This window comes from Limnohabitans sp. Hippo4 (assembly GCF_003063605.1).
Classification (GTDB): Bacteria; Pseudomonadota; Gammaproteobacteria; order Burkholderiales; family Burkholderiaceae_C; genus Limnohabitans_A.
In genome coordinates, this window is record NZ_NESE01000001.1 from 322,351 (window position 1) to 340,539 (window position 18,189).

Annotated in this window: 17 protein-coding genes; 5 read left to right on the forward strand and 12 right to left on the reverse strand. The window is 53.0% G+C overall.

What is annotated here, in order from left to right; all coding sequences use genetic code 11:
- Genes B9Z46_RS01470 through scpA form a run of 5 tightly spaced genes read right to left on the reverse strand, consistent with a single transcriptional unit; the run spans position 1 to position 7,334 of the window.
- Positions 1-492 (reverse strand): VOC family protein, encoded by a 492-nt coding sequence (locus B9Z46_RS01470; protein ID WP_108254284.1) that lies wholly within the window; start codon positions 490-492, stop codon positions 1-3.
- Positions 489-2,540, reverse strand: coding sequence for an acetyl/propionyl/methylcrotonyl-CoA carboxylase subunit alpha (locus B9Z46_RS01475; protein WP_108254285.1), 2,052 nt, complete (start codon positions 2,538-2,540; stop codon positions 489-491). The genes B9Z46_RS01470 and B9Z46_RS01475 overlap by 4 nt, the downstream gene beginning before the upstream one ends.
- A gap of 50 nt (positions 2,541-2,590) precedes the next feature.
- Positions 2,591-4,123 (reverse strand): acyl-CoA carboxylase subunit beta, encoded by a 1,533-nt coding sequence (locus B9Z46_RS01480; RefSeq protein WP_108254286.1) that lies wholly within the window; start codon positions 4,121-4,123, stop codon positions 2,591-2,593.
- Between the two features lie 32 nt (positions 4,124-4,155).
- Positions 4,156-5,163 carry a methylmalonyl Co-A mutase-associated GTPase MeaB gene (gene meaB / locus B9Z46_RS01485; RefSeq protein WP_108254806.1) on the reverse strand — a complete coding sequence of 336 codons (1,008 nt, stop codon included), beginning with the start codon at positions 5,161-5,163 and terminating at the stop codon, positions 4,156-4,158.
- 14 nt (positions 5,164-5,177) lie between these two features.
- The gene (scpA, locus tag B9Z46_RS01490; protein WP_108254287.1) at positions 5,178-7,334 is read right to left on the reverse strand and encodes a methylmalonyl-CoA mutase; all 2,157 of its coding nucleotides are present in this window, start codon (positions 7,332-7,334) and stop codon (positions 5,178-5,180) included.
- Positions 7,335-7,450: 116 nt separating this feature from the next.
- On the opposite strand from scpA, the gene B9Z46_RS01495 reads away from it, so the two are divergent.
- Entirely contained in the window at positions 7,451-8,113 is a 663-nt protein-coding gene (locus tag B9Z46_RS01495; RefSeq protein WP_108254807.1) for a GntR family transcriptional regulator, read from the forward strand.
- Positions 8,114-8,145: 32 nt separating this feature from the next.
- Here B9Z46_RS01495 and dusA read toward each other — a convergent pair whose 3' ends face one another.
- The 4 genes from dusA to B9Z46_RS01515 form a co-directional block, all read right to left on the reverse strand.
- Positions 8,146-9,153: a tRNA dihydrouridine(20/20a) synthase DusA gene (gene dusA, locus B9Z46_RS01500; protein WP_108254808.1), complete on the reverse strand. Its 1,008-nt coding sequence runs from the start codon at positions 9,151-9,153 to the stop codon at positions 8,146-8,148.
- 92 nt (positions 9,154-9,245) lie between these two features.
- Positions 9,246-9,983 (reverse strand): acetoacetyl-CoA reductase, encoded by a 738-nt coding sequence (gene phbB / locus B9Z46_RS01505; RefSeq protein ID WP_108254288.1) that lies wholly within the window; start codon positions 9,981-9,983, stop codon positions 9,246-9,248.
- 39 nt (positions 9,984-10,022) lie between these two features.
- Positions 10,023-11,201 carry an acetyl-CoA C-acetyltransferase gene (locus tag B9Z46_RS01510; protein ID WP_108254289.1) on the reverse strand — a complete coding sequence of 393 codons (1,179 nt, stop codon included), beginning with the start codon at positions 11,199-11,201 and terminating at the stop codon, positions 10,023-10,025.
- 39 nt (positions 11,202-11,240) lie between these two features.
- Positions 11,241-12,959, reverse strand: a complete 1,719-nt coding sequence (locus tag B9Z46_RS01515) for an alpha/beta hydrolase (protein ID WP_108254290.1) — start codon at positions 12,957-12,959, stop codon at positions 11,241-11,243.
- A 33-nt stretch (positions 12,960-12,992) separates the two neighbouring features.
- Here B9Z46_RS01515 and B9Z46_RS01520 point away from each other — a divergent pair, with 33 nt between their 5' ends.
- Positions 12,993-13,238, forward strand: a complete 246-nt coding sequence (locus B9Z46_RS01520) for a hypothetical protein (protein WP_199220524.1) — start codon at positions 12,993-12,995, stop codon at positions 13,236-13,238.
- Here B9Z46_RS01520 and pgeF read toward each other — a convergent pair.
- Together pgeF and maiA are read right to left on the reverse strand one after the other, a co-directional pair.
- Positions 13,228-13,959, reverse strand: coding sequence for a peptidoglycan editing factor PgeF (gene pgeF, locus B9Z46_RS01525; protein ID WP_233245875.1), 732 nt, complete (start codon positions 13,957-13,959; stop codon positions 13,228-13,230). The genes B9Z46_RS01520 and pgeF overlap by 11 nt on opposite strands.
- A gap of 55 nt (positions 13,960-14,014) precedes the next feature.
- Positions 14,015-14,650 (reverse strand): maleylacetoacetate isomerase, encoded by a 636-nt coding sequence (gene maiA, locus B9Z46_RS01530; RefSeq protein WP_108254292.1) that lies wholly within the window; start codon positions 14,648-14,650, stop codon positions 14,015-14,017.
- Positions 14,651-14,673: 23 nt separating this feature from the next.
- Between maiA and aat the strand changes: the two genes are divergently transcribed.
- The 3 genes from aat to B9Z46_RS01545 all read left to right on the forward strand — a co-directional run bounded on the left by aat (position 14,674) and on the right by B9Z46_RS01545 (position 17,061).
- Positions 14,674-15,438 (forward strand): leucyl/phenylalanyl-tRNA--protein transferase, encoded by a 765-nt coding sequence (gene aat, locus B9Z46_RS01535; RefSeq protein ID WP_108254293.1) that lies wholly within the window; start codon positions 14,674-14,676, stop codon positions 15,436-15,438.
- Positions 15,435-16,187 carry an arginyltransferase gene (locus B9Z46_RS01540; RefSeq protein ID WP_108254294.1) on the forward strand — a complete coding sequence of 251 codons (753 nt, stop codon included), beginning with the start codon at positions 15,435-15,437 and terminating at the stop codon, positions 16,185-16,187. The genes aat and B9Z46_RS01540 overlap by 4 nt, the downstream gene beginning before the upstream one ends.
- A 97-nt stretch (positions 16,188-16,284) precedes the next feature.
- On the forward strand, positions 16,285-17,061 hold the full coding sequence (locus B9Z46_RS01545) for an IclR family transcriptional regulator (protein ID WP_108254295.1): 777 nt from the start codon (positions 16,285-16,287) through the stop codon (positions 17,059-17,061).
- Positions 17,062-17,123: 62 nt separating this feature from the next.
- Here the strand turns inward: B9Z46_RS01545 and pbpG are convergent, their stop codons facing one another.
- Positions 17,124-18,146: a D-alanyl-D-alanine endopeptidase gene (gene pbpG / locus B9Z46_RS01550; protein ID WP_369907404.1), complete on the reverse strand. Its 1,023-nt coding sequence runs from the start codon at positions 18,144-18,146 to the stop codon at positions 17,124-17,126.
- Between the last annotated feature and the right edge of the window lie 43 nt (positions 18,147-18,189).

Here is an 18,189-nt window from a genome sequence, read left to right on the forward strand (position 1 = left end):
TTAAGCGTATTGCGCGGCCAATGCGCCAAAGGCTTTGACCACTTCTTCGGGTGCTTGTACCAACTCTATCAACACACCCTCGCCGCCAATGGGCAACTCTTCATTGCCCTTAGGGTGAATGAAGCAGATGTCAAAGCCGGCTGCACCTTTGCGAATGCCACCCGGCGCAAAGCGCACACCTTGCGAAGTGAGCCACTCAACGGCCACTGGCAAGTTGTCAATCCACAAACCCACATGATTCAAGGGTGTGGTGTGAACGGCTGGTTTTTTCTCGGGGTCCATGGGCTGCATCAAGTCCACTTCCACTTTGAAGGGGCCCACGCCCATGGCGCAAATGTCTTCGTCCACATTTTCGCGGTCGCTTTTGTAGGTGCCCGTCACTTCTAGGCCAAACATGTCGACCCAGAGTTTTTGCAGTTTGACTTTGTCAGGTCCACCGATGGCGATTTGCTGAATGCCCAAGACCTTGAAGGGACGGTTGATCACACTCATGCTTCAAACTCCACAATCACTTGGTCTACCGAGAGAGATTCGCCTTGAGCAGCCAAGACCTTTTTCACCACGCCATCGTGCGCCGCAAACAAGATGTTTTCCATCTTCATGGCTTCAATCACCGCCACGCGCTCGCCGGCTTGAACTTTCTGACCAGGCGTGACGGCCACATTGACCAACAGGCCAGGCATGGGCGACAGAACAAAACGGCTCATGTCGGGTGGTGTTTTGAACGGCATCATTTGGTGCAACTCAGCCATGCGGGGCGACACCACCAAGGCTTCAATGCGCGTACCGTTGTGTTGGATTTGCAATGCCAAAGGATTTTTGGGTGTGCCGCGTTCCACCTGTGATGTGAAAGGTTTACCGTTGACCGTACCGCTAATGCGCACATCGTTCAAACGTGAATGGCTTTCAATGATGTAGTGGTTCTCACCCACCTTGATGATGGCTTTGCCGCTCTGACCGCGGAACTCGTCCACATGAACATTGATATAGCGATTATTGCCTTTAGCGCCGAGAACAATGACGCTGTAGTCGTGACCAATTTGCACGTCATAGCCTGGCAATTGACCGCTGATGTTGGCGGCACGCTCGCGTGATTTACGGCGAACAAACGCAGCCAAGGCCACCAAGAAATCAGGATCTTCGTGCGGCACATCTTCAGCGCGGAAACCATGGGCGTAGTTTTCAGCAATGAAACCTGTGTTGAAATCGCCGGCCACAAATTTGGGGTGTGCCAACAAAGCGGCTTGGAATGGAATATTGGAGCTAATGCCGCGAATAACAAAACCATTCAAGGCTTCGCGCATTTTGGCAATGGCGTCGTTGCGATCTGTGCCGTGCACGATCAACTTGGCGATCATGGAGTCGTAGAACATGGGGATCTCGCCACCATCTTGCACGCCTGTATCCACACGCACACCCAAGAGGTCTTGCGTGTTGGACTGGAACATGGTTTGCACAGGCGTTTGGAATCGCACCAAGCGGCCTGTCGAAGGCAAGAAATTGCGGAAGGGATCTTCAGCATTGATACGGCACTCAATGGCCCAGCCGTTGCGCTTCACATCGGCTTGTGTGATGGGCAACTTCTCGCCGTTGGCCACACGAATCATCATCTCCACCAAGTCAACGCCCGTGATGGCTTCGGTGACGGGGTGCTCCACTTGCAAGCGCGTGTTCATCTCTAGGAAGTAGAAGCTTTGGTCTTTGCCGACCACAAACTCAACCGTGCCTGCAGATTGGTACTTCACAGCTTTGGCCAAGGCCACCGCTTGCTCACCCATGGCTTTGCGTGTGGCATCGCTGATGAAAGGTGACGGCGCTTCCTCAATCACTTTTTGGTGACGACGTTGAATAGAGCACTCGCGCTCGTTCAAGTAAATCACATTGCCATGGCTGTCGCCCAAGACTTGAATTTCAATGTGACGGGGCTCTTCTACAAACTTCTCAATGAAGACGCGGTCATCGCCAAAGGAGTTGCGTGCTTCGTTGCGGCAAGACGTGAAACCTTCAAAGGCTTCTTTGTCATTGAAGGCGACGCGCAGACCTTTGCCACCGCCGCCAGCAGAGGCTTTGATCATGACGGGGTAGCCAATGCCCTTGGCAATTTCCACAGCCTGCTCGGCTGTGTCAATGGCATCGTTGTAACCAGGAATGGTGTTGACCTTGGCTTCGTTGGCCAATTTCTTCGAGGCAATTTTGTCGCCCATGGCGGCAATCGAGAAGTGGCGTGGGCCAATGAAGGCAATGCCCTCGTCTTCACAGCGCTTGGCAAAGGCTTCGTTTTCAGACAAGAAACCGTAGCCAGGGTGAATGGCTTGTGCGCCTGTCGATTTGGCAGCAGCAATGATTTTGTCGGCCACCAAATAGGACTCGCGCGATGGCGCGGGGCCCAACAACACGGCCTCATCGGCCAGCATCACGTGGCGTGCTTCTTTGTCGGCTTCGGAATAAACGGCAACCGTGGCAATGCCCATTTTCTTGGCGGTTGCAATGACACGGCAGGCAATTTCACCGCGGTTGGCAATCAAAATTTTGGTAAACATATTTTTTCTCCTAATGGCGTATTCAGTTCAAGCTTTGTCGGTCATGCCACTTAGAGTGGAATGTTGCCGTGCTTGCGCCATGGGTTTTCTACTTTTTTGTCTTTCAACATCACCAATGAACGGCAAATGCGTTTGCGTGTTTCATGCGGTTGAATCACGTCGTCAATGAAGCCGCGTGCACCAGCCACGAAGGGGTTGGCAAAGCGGTCTTTGTACTCAGCTTCGCGTGCTGCCAACTTCACGGGATCGTTTTTGTCTTCGCGGAAAATAATTTCCACGGCGCCCTTCGCACCCATCACCGCAATCTCAGCGTTGGGCCAGGCAAAGTTAACGTCGCCGCGCAAGTGCTTGGACGCCATCACGTCGTAGGCACCGCCATAAGCCTTGCGTGTAATGACCGTGATTTTTGGCACTGTGCACTCTGCATAAGCGTAGAGCAATTTAGCACCGTGCTTGATGATGCCGCCGTATTCTTGTGAGGTACCCGGCATGAAGCCAGGCACGTCCACAAATGTCACCACAGGAATACTGAAGGCATCGCAGAAGCGCACAAAGCGTGCCGCTTTGATGGAGCTCTTGATGTCCAAGCAACCGGCCAAGACCAAAGGCTGGTTGGCCACGATGCCCACAGTTTGGCCGGCCATGCGGGCAAAACCGATCAGGATATTTTTGGCGTAGTCGGGCTGGAGTTCAAAGAAGTCACCATCGTCCACCGTCTTGGTGATGAGTTCTTTCATGTCGTACGCTTGATTGGCGTTCATCGGCACCAAGGTGTCCAAGCTCATGTCTTGACGGTCGGTCGGGTCACCACTTGCGCGAACAGGGGCTTTTTCGCGGTTGTTCAGTGGCAAGTAGTTGTACAGACGGCGCAGCATCAGCAAAGCTTCCACGTCGTTTTCAAACGCCATGTCGGCCACACCGCTCTTGGTGGTGTGCGTTAAAGCGCCGCCCAATTCTTCGGCCGTCACTTCTTCGTGCGTCACGGTCTTGACCACTTCAGGGCCCGTCACAAACATGTACGAGCTGTCTTTGACCATAAAGATGAAATCGGTCATGGCGGGTGAATACACGGCACCACCGGCTGAAGGGCCCATGATCATGCTGATTTGGGGAATCACACCGCTGGCCATGGCATTGCGTTGGAACACTTCGGCATAACCGCCCAAAGAAGCCACGCCCTCTTGAATGCGCGCACCGCCCGAATCGTTCAAGCCAATGACCGGAGCACCGACCTTCATGGCTTGGTCCATGATTTTGCAAATCTTCTCGGCATGCGATTCAGACAAGGCACCACCAAACACGGTGAAGTCTTGGCTGTAAACAAAAACCAAACGGCCATTGATCATGCCGTAGCCTGTGACCACACCATCACCAGGAATTTTGTTGTCTTGCATGCCAAAGTCTGTGCAGCGGTGCTCCACAAACATGTCCCACTCTTCGAAGGTGCCTTCGTCTAGCAACACTTCCAGGCGTTCACGCGCCGTGAGCTTGCCTTTGGCATGTTGTGAGTCAATGCGTTTTTGTCCGCCGCCCATGCGAGCCGCAGCGCGTTTAGTTTCGAGTTGTTGAATGATGTCTTGCATGATTTACTTTCTTCACTCCAATACGGGAAATTTCAATTTGTAGGAAAACCAGTTGCTTGATAAGCAGCCAGCAGTTGTCTTGCAGCAGTGGACGCAGGCATTTGGCCTGAAATCACTTTTTGCGAAAGCTCAGGCAACAGTGCTTGCACGCTTGCCTGACCTCGGAAGTTTTGTTTCAAGCCCGCATCAATGCGTTCCCACATCCAGGCTTGAGCTTGCTGTTGTCTGCGATGTTCAAATTTGTGGTTTGCTTGTTGCAGGCGCTTGAACTTTTGTACGCGATGCCAAAAACTGTCAACGCCTTGATTGAGCAGTGCACTGATTTGCAACACTTCAGGATGCCAAATGTCTTCGTTGTAGTGCGCATGATCGTGGTTGCCGTGCAAGCCCAACAAACGCAATGCGCTGGTAATTTGCGCTTCGGCGCGCGTCGCAGCTGAAGTGTCAATGTCGGCTTTGTTGATCACCACCAAATCGGCCAATTCCATCACGCCTTTTTTAATGGCCTGCAAATCGTCACCGGCGTTTGGCAACTGCATCAGCACAAACATGTCAGTCATGTTGGCCACAGCGGTTTCGCTCTGGCCTACCCCAACGGTTTCCACAATCACCACGTCGTAGCCTGCTGCTTCGCACACCAACATGGCTTCACGCGTTTTCTCAGCCACGCCGCCCAAGGTGCCACTCGAAGGGCTGGGGCGAATGTAGGCTTTCTCGTGAACGCTCAGGTGCTCCATGCGCGTTTTGTCGCCCAAGATTGAGCCGCCAGAAACGGTGGACGAAGGGTCGATGGCCAGCACAGCCACACGATGACCTTGTGCAATTAAGAACAAGCCCAACGCTTCAATGAAAGTGGATTTACCGACGCCCGGCACGCCACTAATGCCTAAGCGAAAGGACTTGCCTGAATGGGGCAACAATCCCGTGAGCAGTTCATCCGCTTGCACACGGTGTGCAGGCAGAGTGGACTCGAGCAAGGTGATGGACTTGGCCATGGCACGGCGTTGAACCGCCGGCTGTCCCTGCAACACACCTTGCATGAGGTCTTGAGGGCTCAACCTAAAGCCTTTTTAATTTGCTCCAAAACATCTTTGGCGCTGGCTGGAATAGGGGTGCCGGGGCCGTAGATGCCCTTCACGCCGGCTTCGTATAGGAAGTCGTAGTCTTGACGCGGAATGACACCGCCCACAAACACGATGATGTCATCGGCGCCCTGCTTCTTCAATTCGGCAATGATGGCTGGCACCAAAGTTTTGTGACCTGCAGCCAAAGTTGAAACGCCTACCGCGTGTACATCGTTTTCAATGGCTTGACGCGCGCACTCTTCCGGTGTTTGGAACAAGGGGCCCATGTCCACGTCAAAGCCCAAATCGGCAAAGGCCGTAGCCACCACTTTGGCGCCACGGTCGTGACCGTCTTGACCCAACTTGCTGATCATCACGCGAGGACGACGACCCTTGGCGTCGGCAAATTCGTTGATTTCTTTTTTCAGTTGATCCCAACCTTCGGCTGAGTCGTAAGCAGCAGCGTACACACCGGTCACCTTTTGTGTATCGGCGCGGTGGCGCCCAAAAACTTTTTCCAATGCATCAGACACTTCGCCCACCGTGGCGCGCAAGCGAATGGCTTGAATGCTGAGGTCGAGCAAGTTGCCTTGGCCGCTTTCGGCCGAGGCTGTGAGTGCGTCCAACGTGGCTTGCACTTTGGCGTTATCGCGCGTGGCGCGGATTTTCTTCAAGCGTTCAATTTGGCCGTCGCGTACTTTGACGTTGTCGATGGCCAGAATGTCAATTGGATCTTCTTTGGCCAACTTGTATTTGTTCACACCCACAATGACGTCTTTGCCAGAGTCAATGCGAGCTTGCTTCTCGGCCGCGGCTGCTTCAATTTTGAGCTTGGCCCAACCGCTGTCCACCGCCTTGGTCATGCCGCCCATGGCTTCCACTTCTTCAATGATGGCCCAGGCTTTGTCGGCCATCTCTTGCGTCAGCGATTCCATCATGTAGCTGCCAGCCCAAGGGTCAATCACGTTGGTGATGTGCGTTTCTTCTTGAATGATCAGCTGGGTGTTGCGAGCAATGCGCGAGCTGAACTCGGTAGGCAAGGCAATGGCTTCATCAAAGCTGTTGGTGTGCAAAGACTGCGTGCCACCAAACACCGCCGCCATGGCTTCAATGGTGGTGCGCACCACATTGTTGTAGGGGTCTTGCTCGGTGAGTGACCAGCCAGAGGTTTGGCTGTGCGTGCGCAACATGAGGCTCTTGGGGTTCTTAGCATCGAAGCCCTTCATGATGCGGCACCACAGCAAACGCGCGGCCCGCATCTTGGCAATTTCCAAATAGAAATTCATTCCCACCGCCCAGAAGAAGGACAAGCGGCCTGCAAAATCATCGACGTCCATGCCTTTGGCGATGGCGGTTTTGACATACTCTTTGCCGTCGGCCAAGGTGAAGGCCATCTCGAGGGCCTGATTGGCACCGGCCTCTTGCATGTGATAACCCGAAATGGAAATTGAGTTGAACTTCGGCATGTTCTTGGCCGTGTACTCAATGATGTCGCCAATGATTTTCATCGACGGCTCTGGCGGATAGATGTAGGTGTTGCGCACCATGAACTCTTTCAGAATGTCGTTCTGAATGGTTCCCGACAATTTATCTTGGCTCACGCCCTGCTCTTCAGCGGCCACCACGTAACCTGCCAGCACGGGCAACACCGCGCCGTTCATGGTCATTGACACAGACACCTTGTCGAGGGGAATCTGGTCAAACAAAATCTTCATGTCTTCGACAGAGTCGATGGCTACACCGGCTTTGCCCACATCGCCCGTAACGCGAGGATGGTCGGAGTCGTAACCGCGGTGTGTTGCCAAGTCGAAGGCTACTGACACGCCTTGACCGCCGGCTGCCAAAGCCTTGCGGTAGAAAGCATTGGATTCTTCTGCCGTAGAAAAACCTGCGTACTGACGAATGGTCCAAGGACGTACGGAATACATGGTGGCTTGAGGGCCACGCAAGAACGGCTCGAAGCCAGGCAAGGTGTTGGCGTACGGCAATGTCGCTGTGTCTTCGGCCGTGTACAAAGGCTTGACGGAGATGCCGTCAGGCGTTTTCCAATTGAGGGCTTCGACATTGCCGCCGGGCGCAGACTTCTGCGCTGCACGCATCCAATCTTCGAGTTGTGCGTTCTTGAATTCGTTCTTGGGCTGGGTCATGTCACGGGGTCCTCAATATGATTCATAATTATTGATGCAAAATATTGTACTTGCCTTACAATCCGCCAAACGGCCCACTTTAGGCCAATTTTCACGATTTAGCCACCATGCCTGCCCTGTCTGCCGTCCCGTCTTTGGCGCCACGTGCGCTCTATGAAGAAGTTGCCGAACTGATCCGGCAGCGCATCTTCAGCCGCGAGCTTGAGCCTGGCAGCTGGATTGACGAGCTTCAAATTGCCAAGGCTTATGGCATCAGCCGCACCCCCCTCCGGGAGGCCTTGAAAGTATTGGCCGCTGAAGGCCTGGTCACCATGAAAGTGCGCCGCGGTGCCTATGTCACCGAGGTTTCAGAAAAAGATCTGCGGGATGTGTATCACCTGCTCAGCCTTTTAGAAAGCGATGCGGCTGCGGTGGTGGCCCAAACCGCCTCCCCTGCAGACTTGAAGAAACTGCAATCACTCCATGCCGAGCTAGAAGCAGCTGGCAAACCTGGCAAAGAAAAACACGACAAGTTTTTTGAAGTGAACGAAGCGTTTCACATGTGCTTGTTGGAGCTGGCTCAAAACAAATGGCGTGACCAAATGGTGGCCGACTTGCGCAAAGTGATGAAACTCAACCGTCACAACTCGCTCTTTAAGACCGGCCGCATTACCGAGTCGTTGGCTGAGCATCAGGCCATCATGGCAGCTCTCAATGCCAAAGACCCTGTGGCAACTGCCGCAAGAATGCAAGCGCATTTCGCCAATGGCCTGATGGCGGCTAGCGCTAGCCCTACCTGAATCCAATCTCACCCAACATTGGGAGGCTTGAATTAAGCAGGCACCTCTGCACCCTTGGCCAGGGCCACTCTTGCAACGGCCATCACTTCGCGAGGCTGCATCGGCTTGAGTTTGTGATTGCTCCAAACTTGACGCCACAAACGCCCACCTCGTTGGCCATGGTAAAGCCCTAACATGTGCCTTGCGATGGCATACCAAGGACAGCCGTCTTCTTTAAACGCACGCTCCATGTAGGTCACCATGGCTTCTTCAACCGCTTCGCGCGTGATACTTGATTCAGCTGAATTGAAAAACTGCGCATCCCAAGTGGTTAAGAGCCAAGGGTTGTAATAAGCCTCACGGCCAATCATGACGCCGTCGACCTCATTTAAGTGTTCTGCTATTTGGTCATTGCGCGTGATACCGCCATTGATGGCAATGGTGAGCGACGGAAAATCTTTCTTAAGCTGGTAAGCCAACTCATAACGCAACGGTGGAATTTCGCGATTCTCTTTGGGCGACAAACCTTGCAACCACGCATTGCGCGCATGAACGATGAAAACACTGCAGCCTGCGTCTTTAACTGTGCCCACAAAATCGCGAACAAAGTCGTAGCTTTCAATTTGGTCGATGCCAATGCGGTGCTTAACGGTCACGGGAACAGACACCACATCGACCATGGCCTTGACGCCATCGGCCACCAACGGAGGCTCGTTCATGAGGCATGCACCGAAAGCGCCGCGCTGCACACGATCGCTGGGGCAACCGCAGTTCAAGTTGATTTCGTTGTAGCCCCATTGCTCTCCTAGCTTGGCGGCGAAGGCCAGGTCGGCGGCATCGCTGCCGCCGAGTTGCAAAGCCACGGGATGTTCTTCTGCGTTGAAGCGCAAATGACGCTCAACACTGCCGTGTCGCAAAGCGCCCGTAGTGACCATCTCGGTGTAAAGCAAGGTGTGTTGCGTTAGCAAACGATGGAAATACCGGCAATGCCGATCGGTCCAGTCCATCATGGGCGCAACTGACAGGCGCCAAGGACTTATTGAGGGTATAGAAGAATCAATCACAGCCCAATCATAATTAATAAATGCAAGCTATAAAAAAACCCCGCCGAAGCGGGGTTCTGTCACAAGGCATCAAGTGCCAAGTGCTGGGATCAACCCATGTGCAAACCGCCGTTGACGGAGAAGTCTGCGCCAGTGGCGTAGCCACCTTCTTCAGACGCCAACCAGGCAATGATGGATGCAATTTCGCTGGGCTCGCCCAAACGCTTCACAGGCACTGTGGCCACAATTTTCTCAAGCACATCAGGACGGATGGCCTTGACCATGTCGGTACCAATGTAGCCTGGGCTGACTGTGTTGACTGTGACGCCTTTGGTGGCCAACTCTTGCGCCAAGGCCATTGAGAAACCGTGCATACCCGCTTTGGCAGCGGAGTAGTTGGTTTGACCTGCTTGACCCTTTTCGCCGTTCACCGATGAAATGTTGACAATGCGGCCCCAGCCCTTTTCAACCATGTCAGCCACCACTTGCTTGGTCACGTTGAACATGGAGTTGAGGTTGGTCTCAATCACAGCATCCCAATCTTCACGGGACATTTTCAAGAACATGCGGTCTTTGGTGATGCCTGCGTTGTTCACCAGCACATCAATGGTGCCGTGCTCTGCTTTGGCTTTGGTGAAGGCTTCAACCGTTGAATTCCAATCACCCACATTACCCACTGACGCATAGAACGTAAAGCCCAAAGCTTTTTGTTCATCAAGCCATTTGGTGAAATCACGCGTGGGGCCACAACCCGCGATCACTTTGAAACCCTCTTTGTGAAGGCGCTGGCAAATGGCGGTTCCGATGCCACCCATACCACCTGTGACGTAAGCTACTTTTTGACTCATGGTTTGTCTCCTTAAAAATGAGTTTTAGTTTTTGAAAATTTATCGCTCGAGTGTCAATGACACACCCATACCACCACCAATACACAACGCAGCCAAGCCTTTCTTGGCATTTTGGCGCTGCATTTCGTGCAGCAAGGTGACCAAAATACGGCAACCAGACGCACCAATGGGGTGTCCGATGGCAATGGCACCACCGTTCACATTGACGCGTGCAGGATCAATGTCCAAAGCTTTGTTAACTGCGCAAGCTTGTGCAGCAAAGGCTTCGTTCAATTCAAACAAATCGATGTCGCTGGCTTTCCAACCCGCGCGTTGCAAAGCTTTTTGCGATGCAGGTACTGGGCCCATGCCCATGGTGGCGGGGTCTAAACCACTGGTACCAAAAGAAGCAATGCGTGCCAATGGCGTCAAACCTAAAGCAGCGGCTTTCTTAGCAGACATGACCACAACTGCTGCGGCACCGTCATTGATACCCGAGGCATTACCTGCCGTCACTGAACCGGCTTTGTCAAAGGCCGGACGCAAACCCGCCAGAGCTTCAGCGTTGGTTTTTTTGTTGATGAATTCGTCTGTGTTGAAGACCAAAGGATCGCCCTTGCGCTGTGGAATGAGCACATCCACAATTTCATCTTTGAACTTGCCGGCATCTTGTGCAGCACTGGCTTTTTGCTGGCTACCCAGCGCCAATGCATCTTGCATGTCGCGCGTAATGCCATTGGCCTTGGCCACATTTTCTGCCGTGATGCCCATGTGGTATTGGTTGTAGACGTCCCACAGACCGTCAACGATCATGGAGTCGACCATGTTCCAGTTGCCCATGCGCTGTCCGTCGCGTGAACCCGTCAACACGTGAGGAGAAGCGCTCATGTTTTCTTGGCCACCGGCCACCACGATGTCGCTGTCGCCCCAAGCCACGGCTTGAGCCGCCAACATGACGGCTTTCAGACCAGAACCGCACACAGCATTGATGGTCAGTGCCGGTGTTTCTTTGGCAACGCCTGCTTTCATCATGGCTTGACGCGCAGGGTTTTGGCCTGCACCCGCGGCCAACACTTGGCCCATGATGACTTCGCCAATTTGATCCATGCCAAGACCTGCACGTGCGATGGCTTCGCGGATGGCAATGCTGCCCAATTCTGGTGCTGAAACCTTGGCCAGCGAGCCCCCAAATTTTCCCACAGCGGTGCGGGCAGCTGAAACAATAACGATGTCTTCCATGTTGTCTTCCTTTTTTGAATAAGTGAAAATGAATTTGTTTCAAGCACGTGCTTTGACGTACCGTCCTGGTGCAGGTTCAATGGTTTTGGACTTGGCGTCCTTGCCATAGTGCTTGGGCGCAGCAATTTGCTTGCCAGCGTGTGTTTTGAGCCAATCGGACCAGTCGGTCCACCAGCTACCAGGCAATTCTGTTGCGCCTGCAATCCACTCTTGGGCCGTTGCAGGAAACTTGCCATCGTTGCGCAACCAGTGGCTGCGTTTGTTGGCAGCAGGCGGATTGATCACACCCGCAATGTGTCCCGAAGCACCCATGACAAAACGCTTCTTGCCTGGCAGGTGCTGTGTGGATGCGTAAGCACCACCAATGGGCACGATGTGATCTTCGCGTGAGCCATAGATGTAAACCGGCATGTTCACTTTGCCGAGGTCAATTCTTTCACCACAAACAGTGACAGCGCCGGGTGTGACAAATTTGTTTTCAAGGTACGTATTGCGCAGGTACCAAGCATAGAACGGACCTGGCAAATTGGTGGAATCGCTGTTCCAATAAAGCAAGTCGAATGGCGGTGGCGACTCACCTTTGAGGTAATTGCCGACCACATAATTCCAAACCAAATCGTTGGGACGCAAGAAGCTAAAGGTTGACGCCAAGTCTTGGCCTTTGAGCAAGCCGCCCTGCCCCATTTGCATTTCACGGAACTTCACAAAGTTCTCGTCAATGAACACATCCAAGACGCCCGTGTCGGTGAAGTCAATGAGGGTGGTTAGGAATGTGGCACTGGCCACTGGCTTCTCGCCACGCGCAGCCAACACGGCCAGCGCATTGCTCAGAATGGTGCCACCCACGCAGAAGCCCAGCGCATTGATTTGCTTTGCACCGGTGATGTCTTGAACTTGTGCAATGGCTTTGATCGCAGCGTTTTCAATGTAGTCGTCCCATGTTTTTTTCGACATGGATTCATCGGGATTGCGCCAACTGACCACAAAAGTTCGATGCCCTTGACTCACGGCGTAGCGAATGAATGAGTTGTTGGGCTGCAAATCCAAGATGTAAAACTTGTTGATGCAAGGCGGAATCAGCAAGAACGGCTTTTCGTAGACCTTGGCGGTGAGCGGCTTGTACTCAATCAATTGAAAATATTCATTTTCAAAAACCACGGCACCTTCGGTAGTGGCAACGTTTTCGCCGACAACAAACTTGCTTTCGTCGGTCATGGACACATGGCCTTGCTGCATGTCATGCAACAAATTCTGAATACCTTTTGCCAAGCTTTCGCCTTTGGTCTCGATGGCCTTTTGTTGCGCTTCTGCATTGAAGGCTAAAAAGTTACTGGGCGCAGATGCGGCAACCCACTGCTCCACCGCAAACTTGATTTTGTTTTGTGTGTGCTCATCGGCTTCTACGGCTTCGGCCAAACCCATCATGGTTTTGGCATTGAGCAAATAGGCGCCTGCGGTAAATGCCGCCATGGGATTGCCCGTCCAAGCATCACTTGAAAAACGACGGTCTTTGATGTCATGCTTAGCTTCCAGCCCGTGATTCCACAATGCAGTGGCCTCTTCAAGATAAGCCGTTTGGATAGCCTTGAGTTTTTCTTGAGAAAAGCTCAAGGGTGTTGCAGCTTTTTCAGCACCGGGCAAAATACCGCCCAAGTCCATGGTTTGAAAAGTTTGCATGGCTTGGCCCCAGCTCTTGGCAAGGTTCTGCTGAAACTCTTCTCCGGCGCGAGACCAAAATTCATGGTTTGAATTTGTCATGTGCACTTCTCCTGTCTTTGAGCATTTTTAATCATGTACATCGTCCCAATCGCCTGGCTCTACGTCGCACTCATGATGAGCGTGGCAGAAGCAACCAACACCAATGGAACTGTCCTTGGAGGCATTCTGACCTTCATTCTTTACGGAATCCTTCCAACTTCAATCATCGTTTACGTGATGTGGGCCCCAAATCGTAAAAAAGCCAGATTAGCAGCGGAACAGGCCCAGAATGAGGCCGCGCAGTTACAAAACGACGACAAAACCAGTCCTAAGCCGTAATCCAGATGTAAGCCGCCATGCGGCCCGAGCCACCTTTGGCCACTGCATCGCGCCTGTGAGAGTGATAAAGCGCTTCTTGTCGATAGGTGCACCAAGGCAAACTGCTGTCATTGCCATGGACCGTCCCAAATCCTGCCAATTTCAAACGCTCCCGCGCTAAACCCGCCAAATTGGCCATGTATTTGGTCGGTGACGTCTTAACAAACAAATTGGCGGGCTTGTCAGTTTTTTCTAACAAACTGCCAAAGGCGGCGAAGACGTCTTCACCCACTTCAAAAGCGGTGGGCCCAATACAGGGACCTAACCAAACCATACAGTCTTGAGGCGCTAAACCATGCGCTTTGGCTGAGTGCGCCAAAGTTTCCACTACACCATGGCCCTCTTGCCCTGCCAAACCACGCCAACCCGCATGCGCACCCGCTACCCACTTGACCGTGGGGTGGCACACCAAAATGGGCAAGCAATCGGCCGCCATGATGGCAAATGCCACACCCGCTTGGGTGGTCCAGGCCACATCCGCTTCGGTGTTGGGCGGCGTCGATGGCGTGACAGCCACACCGTGCGTGCCATGAACTTGCCGCATGTAAACCGCTGGGACACCTAGCGCTTGGTCAACCAAGGCGCGGTTCTGCTGCACGTCTGAGACCTTATCGCCCGACAAAAGGCCTAAATTAAGTTCATTCCAAGGCGCTTTGGAAACTCCCCCTTGTCGGGTGGTCATGAGGGCCCGCACAAAAGGCGGTGCAGGCCAATCAGGCTCAAAACCAATCAATGGCTTACTCTGCATCGGGACAGGCAGAGGGCTGTGCTTTTTGAAATGCTTCCAACTTCATGCAGGCATCAAAGGCACCCATGGTGAGGGGCAAGCCATCAAAGTTCACATCAAAGCGTTTGCCATTGAAAATTTGGGGTACCAAGCAACAATCGGCCATGGTGGGTGTGTTGCCAAAACAATAGGTCGATTTGGGACCCTGTGCCAACTGACGCTCAAAAGCTTCAAGGCCTTCGCGAACCCAGTGGCGGTACCACGTGTTTTTTTGGTCTTCGCTGAGGCCTAATGTCCCCGACAAATATTTCAACACACGCAAGTTGTTGATGGGATGAATTTCACAAGCAATGGACTGCGCCAAAGCCCTCACGCGAGCGCGGCCCAAAGCATCTTGGGGCAACAAGGCTGGCGTGGGATGCGTTTCATCCAAATACTCCATGATGGCCAATGACTGACTTAAATGCTCGCCATCGACCACCAAATTGGGCACCAAATTGTCTGCAGCCACTGCGCTGTAACCAGGCAACTTGTGCTCGCCCTTGGCAATGTGAACCGCGATATATTCATAGGGCAAGCCCTTCAACTGAAGTGCAATGCGAACGCGAAATGAAGCAGAAGATCGGAAGTAGTTGTAAAGTTTCATAAGCATTAGCATAAACTGGAAACATGTCCGCCGACACCCCTCAACCCCACTTGCCTTGGATTGAAAGCCAAGATCCTTTACCCCCGGTCGAAACCGCTTGGGGTAAGGACTCTGAGGCACCTGGTTTATTGGCAGCGGGCGCAGACCTTGGCGTTAACAGGTTGCTAGAGGCTTATGGTCAAGGTGTGTTTCCTTGGTTTAACCCCGATCAGCCTGTGTTGTGGTGGAGTCCAGACCCGCGCATGGTTCTTCAAATTAAAGATTTCAAATTGCACCGGTCACTGCGCAAAACGCTGGCTCGTTACGCGGCGCATCCCCAGTTTGAATTGTGTTTTGACCGATCATTTGACCAAGTGATTGAGGCTTGTTCGCAGAGTCCCCGCGAAGGACAAAATGGCACCTGGATCGTACCGGCCATGGTCGATGCCTACAAAGCATTGCACCAAGCAGGTCATGCCCACAGCGTTGAAACATGGTTGGACGGCAAGTTGGTAGCCGGTCTGTATTTTGTTTGCATTGGACGTGCTGTTTTTGGTGAGTCCATGTTCAGCACCATCAGCGATGGCTCCAAAATGGCCTTGGCCGCCCTGGTTCAAGTGTGCGAGCATCAAGGTGTTGTGGCAATCGATTGCCAACAAAACACCGCCCACCTGGCCTCCATGGGCGCCCAAGAAATGTCACGCGCTGAATTTTTAGCATTGACGCACACAGCCAAGCATGCACCCAGCCCCGACTGGCAAAATGCCACCATCGATTGGGACCACTGGCGAAGCGGCAAAGCAGCATGACACACCTGAAAGATTTGCCCTTTAGCACGCTGCAGTTTTATGCCACTGCGGCCTACCCTTGCAGTTACTTGGATGCGCGAGAAGCGCGATCGCAAGTTGCCACGCCCAGCCACCTGATTCAAAACGAGGTTTACTCTGATTTGGTGGCCAGAGGTTTTCGGCGCAGTGGTTTGTTCACTTACAGGCCTTATTGCGATGGGTGCCAAGCCTGCGTGCCCTTGCGCGTGCTGTGTGACGAATTCAAACCTGACCGCAGTCAAAAGCGTGCCTTGAAAAAACATCAAGATCTGGTGGCCAAGGTGTCACGACTGGGCTTTGAGTCAGAACACTACGACTTGTATTTGCGCTACCAAAACAGCCGGCACGAAGGTGGCGGCATGGACCAAGACAGCGTGGAGCAGTACAAGCAATTTTTATTGCAAAGCCGCGTTAACTCGCGCCTGGTTGAGTTTCGTGAACCCACGATCGATGGCGGCTTGGGTGAACTCAAAATGGTCAGCATTGTGGATGTTTTGAACGACGGCTTGTCGGCCGTTTACACGTTCTTTGACCCCGATAAAGAAGCGAGCTTTGGCACTTACGGTGTGCTGTGGCAAATCAAGCAAGCCCAATCTTTGGGGCTCCCCTATGTTTACCTAGGCTATTGGATTGGGGCCAGCCCCAAAATGCAATACAAAGAACGCTTTAGCCCCCATGAGCGCTTGATGAACGGCCAATGGCGCCGTCATTTCAAATCACCTCACGATTAGGCTACCCAAAGCCAATTTCATCTTGTAAAATCAAATTTCGCAATGTCTTCACATCGTGAAGGCCCCTTCGCTTTCAAAAAGACCGAGGTTAAGTCCCATGAGAAAAGCTGAAGCACCCACACCGGCTGTCCCCACCATTCAAGTCATTGAGCGACTGTTTTCACTCATGGATGTTTTGGCATCCAGGGAAGACGCCATCTCACTGAAAGAAATCAGCGAAAAAACGGGCCTGCACCCGTCCACAGCGCATCGCATTTTGAATGACCTCACCATTGGCCGTTTTGTAGACCGCCCCGAGCCAGGCAGCTATCGACTGGGTATGCGTTTGCTTGAACTGGGCAACATGGTCAAAGCACGACTGAACGTGCGCGATGCGGCGCTTGCACCCATGCGCGACTTGCACAAACTGATTCAGCAACCCGTCAACCTCAGCATGCGCCAAGGTGATGAAATTGTGTACATCGAGCGCGCTTACAGCGAGCGTTCTGGCATGCAAGTGGTGCGTGCCATTGGCGGTCGTGCGCCTCTGCACCTCACCTCGGTTGGCAAGTTGTTCTTGTCGGTGGATGAGCCGATGAAAGTGCGCAGCTACGCAACACGAACAGGCCTCAGTGGTCACACCAAAAACAGCATCACCCAATTGCCAGTGCTAGAGCGAGAGCTTTCCAAAGTTCGCCAATACGGCATTGCACGTGACAACGAAGAACTCGAATTGGGTGTTCGCTGTATTGCCGCAGGTATTTACGATGACCAAGGCAAATTGCTTGCGGGGTTGTCAATCTCGGCGCCTGCAGATCGACTGGATGAAGCCTGGCTACCCAAGCTGCAAGCTACGGCTGAAGGCATTTCACACGCCTTAGGCTACAAAGCTTAAAGGAAAAGCCCGTCAATGACGGGCTTTTTGTTGGGCAACGTGATTAGCATTGGCGTGCAGACTCAGCCTGCTGAATTGACGGATGCCACGACGTGACGTGCTTGGTTTGTTTCAACCCAACGGCGCACACGCTCTGCGTCGGCGATGCGACTGAGTTTGCCCGCTGAATCCAAGAACACCATGATCAATTTACGACCCGACACCTTGGTTTGCATGACCAAGCACTGGCCAGCTTCAGAGATATAACCTGTCTTTTGCAAACCGATGTCCCAATTGGGGCTCTTCACCAAACGGTTGGTTGTGTTGTATTGCAAAGTGCGGCGGCCCACGGCCACTTCGCGACCTGGCGATGTCGACAATTCACGCAGCAAAGGAACGTTGTAGGCAGCACCTACCAGCACAGCCAAATCGGTGGCACTGGATTGGTTGCGGCTAGACAAGCCGGTAGGCTCAACGTAGTGCGTTGAGCTCATGCCCAAACCACTTGCGCGATCGTTCATGGCTTTGACAAAGGCTGACAAACCACCTGGATAAGTACGACCCAGCGCATGGGCTGCTCGGTTCTCGCTGGACATCAAGGCCAAATGCAACAAGTCACCACGGCTGAGAACAGATCCAACTGCCAATCGAGATGAACTGCCCTTTTCGGTGTCCACATCCTCTTGCGTAATGGTGATCATGTCGCTGTGTGGCAAATTCGCATCGCTGATGACCAAGCCCGTCATGAGTTTGGTCAAAGAGGCAATGGGCAAAACGGCTTGATCGTTTTTACGCAGCAAAACTTCGTGTGTGTCTTGGTCAATCACCAGCGCCACACTGGAGCGCAGGTCGAGGGCATCACCACTTTGATGCAGACCTGCAACACGGCCATAGGAAGGTCGCGTGTCAACCGGTTTGGCTTTGGCAACTTTGCGCGCTTTAGGCGCAGGTTTGGCGGCCTGTTGGGAGGCTTTGCTGGAATTAGCAGGCTTTCGAGCCTTTTCGCCGTCAGCCGCGAAAGATGAGATAGACATCAGGGCCATGATGCACACAGGCACGCAAAGGCTAATGAAACGGCGGGTGACCAAGCGATTTAGTGGAGTCAAAGCGGTACTTTCAATGCCCAAAATCAATCAGAATTTGGCGAGT